The 4,733-nt window shown below is 35.9% G+C and carries 3 protein-coding genes and 2 tRNA genes; 2 read left to right on the forward strand and 3 right to left on the reverse strand.

The window, feature by feature from the left end; all coding sequences use genetic code 11:
* Nucleotides 1-35: 35 nt before the first annotated feature.
* Both ACP5FO_RS08385 and ACP5FO_RS08390 read right to left on the reverse strand, forming a co-directional pair.
* Nucleotides 36-113, reverse strand: a tRNA-His gene (locus ACP5FO_RS08385).
* A 7-nt stretch (nt 114-120) separates the two neighbouring features.
* Nucleotides 121-196, reverse strand: a tRNA-Lys gene (locus tag ACP5FO_RS08390).
* Between the two features lie 194 nt (nt 197-390).
* Between ACP5FO_RS08390 and ACP5FO_RS08395 the strand changes: the two genes are divergently transcribed.
* The gene (locus tag ACP5FO_RS08395; protein WP_428157372.1) at nt 391-2,715 is read left to right on the forward strand and encodes a molybdopterin-containing oxidoreductase family protein; all 2,325 of its coding nucleotides are present in this window, start codon (nt 391-393) and stop codon (nt 2,713-2,715) included.
* Between the two features lie 15 nt (nt 2,716-2,730).
* Nucleotides 2,731-3,321 (forward strand): 4Fe-4S dicluster domain-containing protein, encoded by a 591-nt coding sequence (locus ACP5FO_RS08400; protein WP_428110742.1) that lies wholly within the window; start codon nt 2,731-2,733, stop codon nt 3,319-3,321.
* 25 nt (nt 3,322-3,346) lie between these two features.
* Here ACP5FO_RS08400 and aroF read toward each other — a convergent pair whose 3' ends face one another.
* Complete coding sequence (aroF, locus tag ACP5FO_RS08405) at nt 3,347-4,375, reverse strand: 3-deoxy-7-phosphoheptulonate synthase (RefSeq protein ID WP_428157373.1); 1,029 nt, start codon at nt 4,373-4,375, stop codon at nt 3,347-3,349.
* Between the last annotated feature and the right edge of the window lie 358 nt (nt 4,376-4,733).

Here is a 4,733-nt window from a genome sequence, read left to right on the forward strand (position 1 = left end):
TTTTTTGTTTTTGTTGAAATAAAAAGAAAAAACAATGGGGTGAGTAGTGGGACTTGAACCCACGGCCCCCAGGGCCACAACCTGGTGCTCTAACCAAACTGAGCTATACCCACCACAAAATGGTGAGCCGCGAAGGGATCGAACCTTCGACCGACGGATTAAGAGTCCGTTGCTCTACCAGCTGAGCTAGCGGCCCACACAACAATTATGATAGTTATAAGAAAAATTTTGTCAAGAAAAATGAAATTTTCAATTCTCGATTTTCTACTTTCAATTTATAAATTTATTAAATAATCATTACAAACAAAATTTTAGTGGATTTTTTTTATTTTTTGACTAAAATTACACTCGAATGATATACATGGGGCGAGATTGAAAAAAGGAGGTTGTATGCAAATCAAGAGAAGAACCTTTCTAAAAGGTGCTTTAGCTGGTACAGCTTTGTTGTCAGTACCATTAATTTTTGATTCAAAAGCTGACGCAAGGGAAGAATTAAAACCTTACAAACCAGATAAAGTAGCTTTCAATTTTTGTGAAATGTGCTTTTGGAATTGCACGGAGAAAGCTTTTGTAAATGATGGAAAAGTTAGAAAGCTTGAAGGAAATGACAAAAGTCCATTAAACTGGGGTAAATTATGTGCAAAAGGTCAAGCTGGTATTAAAACTCTATACGATGATAATAGATTAAAAACTCCATTGATTAGAGTTGGTGAACGTGGCGAAGGCAAATGGAAAAAGGTTTCCTGGGAAGAAGCTTTTGACTTTGCTGCAAAAAAATTTAAAGAAGTCATAGATAAATACGGACCAGAGACAATTGGACTTGAAATGCATGGTACCGGAGAACCAGGCATTCATAGGCTTTTTGAAGCTTTAGGTGGAACTACAAACTTTGCTATACCTGCATACTCTCAATGCACGGGTTCTAGAGACATAGGATTTTACTATACATTTGGTGAAGCTCTTGGTGGACATGAACCACTTGATTTTTCAAATAGTAGATACATAATACTTTTTGGTAGGAACGAAACAGAATCGCTTCACACAAGTGAATTGTATCATTTTGCAAAAGCAATTGGTAATAATGCAAAAATTGTATATGTAGATCCAAGATACACACATACTTCAGCAAAAGCTGATAGATATTTGCAGATTAAATCTGGTACTGATACAGCTTTTGTTTTAGCTCTTATAAACGTAATGGTTTCAGAGGATTTAATTAATCACGATTTTGTAGATAAATATACAACAGGTTATGATAAACTAAAGCCACATATAGCAAAATACACACCACAGTGGGCTGAAAAAGAAACTGGTATTAAGGCAGACGATATAATTCAAATTGCAAGAGAAGTTTCTTCTTTTGCACCAAACTGCATCATAGTACCACCAAGAAGATCCAGCAGATATGGTTATGACACACAATTTGCAAGGTCAATTGCAATAGCAAATGCCCTTCTTGGTAATTGGTATCAGCCTGGGGGATTTTGGAAACAAAATCAAATTAAAGTTCCAAAAGCTGTTTGGCCAGATGTTGAAGAATCAAAATATGCTCAGCTAGCCCAACAGAGGAATGCACCTAATGCTGTTTTATCTTTGGTAAATTTACCAGAGCTCACACAAGAGTTTGTAAGCATATTAGGCCTTGACAATCACTTGTGGGATGCAATTAGATTACAAAAACCATACCCAATCAAAGCGATGATTAGTTATGCCACAAACCCATTATTCCATAATGGCGATTCAAATAAGATTAAAGAAGCAATTAGTAAACTGGATTTTTACATGGTAGTTGATATATTGCCCTGGGAGCACACACTTTATGCAGACATTGTATTTCCTGAATCTACATATCTTGAAATGCATGCTGCCTTAAAATCCATCAGCTGGAAATACCCATACGTGCACTTTAGAGAGCCAGCAGTAAATCCTGTTTATGATACAAGAGATATATGGGCGATAGCACATGGTATTGCAAAACATATAGGACTTGGAGAGTTTTTTCCATACAAAGATGCAAAAGGCGTATTATTCAGCGCATTAAACCAAATGCCAAAAGATCAGAGAGATAAATTACTCAAAGATGGTGTAATATCCCTTGGACCAATACCAGAAGATGCTAATTTAAGTGGTGATATCGATCCAAAATTAGCTTATCAAAAAATGCTTGACGCATACAAAAAAGCACCATTTAACCCATACCCAATTGCCTTAGGCGAAGATATAACCTTTAATACCGGTAGCGGAAAAATCGATATATACTGCGAATCTTTAAAAGAAGCTGGATTTGACCCACTACCTACCTATACATCACCAAATAAGCCAAAAAAACAAAATGAGTTCAGATTAGTTTTTGGTAGAGTGGCGGTTCATACACATGCTAGAACCGAGGATAATGAGTGGTTGCTTGAGCATTATGACGACAACAATGTTTGGATTAACCCGAAAGATGCAAAAACTATAAATATAAAAGATGGTGATAAGGTAGTATTGGTTAAAGACAACCTTAAATCACCCTACCCTGTTAAGGCTAAAGTTACAGATAGAATTATAGAGGGCACAATATTTATAGCACACGGTTGGGGAAGGTTTTCGCCGTACGCTACAAGATGCTATAAAAAAGGTGTTTCAGACGCAGAATTCTGTTCAAATGATTTTGATCCAATTAGTGGAGTAGCTGCTTTCTTGAATTCATTTGTTAGCGTCGAAAAAGCCTAAAGGAGGTAAATAGCAATGTTCGAAAGACCCAAAAAAGAAAAAAACTATGCTATGGTCATAGTTCAAGATAGGTGCGTTGATTGTAAAGCCTGCGAGGTTGCCTGCAAAGCAATGTGGGAAGTACCTGACGGAAAACTTAATTACCGTACAAAGGTTTTGGATATTGATAAAATCGAAAACAGCCAAAGAAAAATGATCTTTATGCCAATTTTGTGTAATCAATGCGATAACCCACCATGCGTATGGGTATGTCCAACAGGTGCAAGCTATAAGAGAAAAAGTGATGGCATCGTTCTTGTTACGCCAAACATGTGCATTGGCTGCAAAGCATGTATGGAAGCATGTCCATACGATGCAAGATATTATAATGAAGAATTAAGTGCTGTAGATAAATGCACTTTTTGTTTACCTAGACTTGAAAGTGGCTTAGAACCTGCCTGTGTTCAAACATGCGTAGGTGGTTCAAGAAATTTTGGCGACTTAAATGACCCAAATTCAATTGTTTCAAAATTACTAAAAGAAGCTACAAACTATTGGGTTTTAAAACCAGAAGACGGCACCTATCCAAATGATTTCTATATAAGCAATTCCGCAAAAACTGAATAAAAAAGGGGCTAAAAGAGCCCCTTTTTTACATTTCTTTTTCTAAAACTTCAGCTAATTTCTTGAGATCTTTCATTAAACTTTCAAATTCTGGTATCGTTAGTTGCTGCGAAGCATCTGATATTGCAATTTCTGGCTTATAGTGCACCTCAATAATTAGCCCATCTGCGCCAGCTGCAATAGCTGCTTTTGAAAGCGCTGCAACATAATCTCTCTTTCCTGCTGCATGTGATGGATCGATAATTACAGGCAGATGCGTAAGTTTTTTTAAAACTGGCACAGCGGATATATCAAGAGTATTTCTTGTTGCAGTTTCAAAGGTTCTAATACCTCTTTCGCAAAGTATTACATTTGCATTGCCTTCACTCATTACATATTCGGCACTCATGAGAAACTCTTCTATGGTTGTTGACATGCCTCTTTTTAACAAGACAGGCTTTGTTGTTTGGCCAACAAGTTTTAGGAGAGCAAAATTTTGAATATTGCGAGCACCAATTTGTAATACATCTGCATACTCTATAATTAAATCCAAATCTTTTGGGTTCATAACTTCTGTCACAATTGGCAGGCCTGTTTCATCCTTTGCTTCTTTTAACAGTTTTAAACCTTCTTCACCAAGGCCTTGAAAAGTATATGGATTTGTACGTGGCTTGTAAGCACCACCTCTTAATAGTTTTGCACCAGCTGATTTTACTCCTTTTGCGGTTGTTAGTATTTGATGACGATTTTCTACAGAACAAGGTCCTGCAATAACTGTAAATTTTCCTTCACCAATAGGAATTCCGTTAACATAAACTGTAGTCGGCTCTGGCCTATTTTCTATGCTTGCAAGTTTATATGGTTTTGACACTCTATAGACAGTTTCTACTCCGCTTTCCATAGACAACAATGATAATGGATCTATCTTAAGCTTATCTTTTGAAAATTCTCCAACAACACCTATAACCGTGCGTTCACTTCCCTTACTTACATGGCTTGCAAAACCTAATTCACTAATTTTTTTAACGACACCCTCAATCTGCTCATCTGTAGCAGACTTTTTCATTATAACAATCATAAAACCTCCTCATAAATTTTTTGCAAAAAAAAAGCCGGTTGGAGTAGTCCACCCCAACCGGCCAATTAAAGCCTGAAAAAAGGATAGACTACACCTGCCAGCTATAAAAGTAATACCACCAATATGATTGGTTTATATTCTGGATAACCAAAAGAGAGCTTAAATCTTTCATATTTTTTTATATATCATAAATTTTTGTATATTTCAAGAAAAAACTTAAAACAAACAATATTGAAATAATAAGCATTTTACAAATTTTTAATAAAATCTTGATATTGATATAAAATTAGTTTATATTTAGACCAAGGGTGACTATGGAAATATCTGAATTAACCAGCTACATTCAAAAATATGGGTT

Origin of the sequence: Desulfurella sp. (genome assembly GCF_049977265.1) — a bacterium.
In the GTDB taxonomy this organism is placed as follows: Bacteria; Campylobacterota_A; Desulfurellia; order Desulfurellales; family Desulfurellaceae; genus Desulfurella.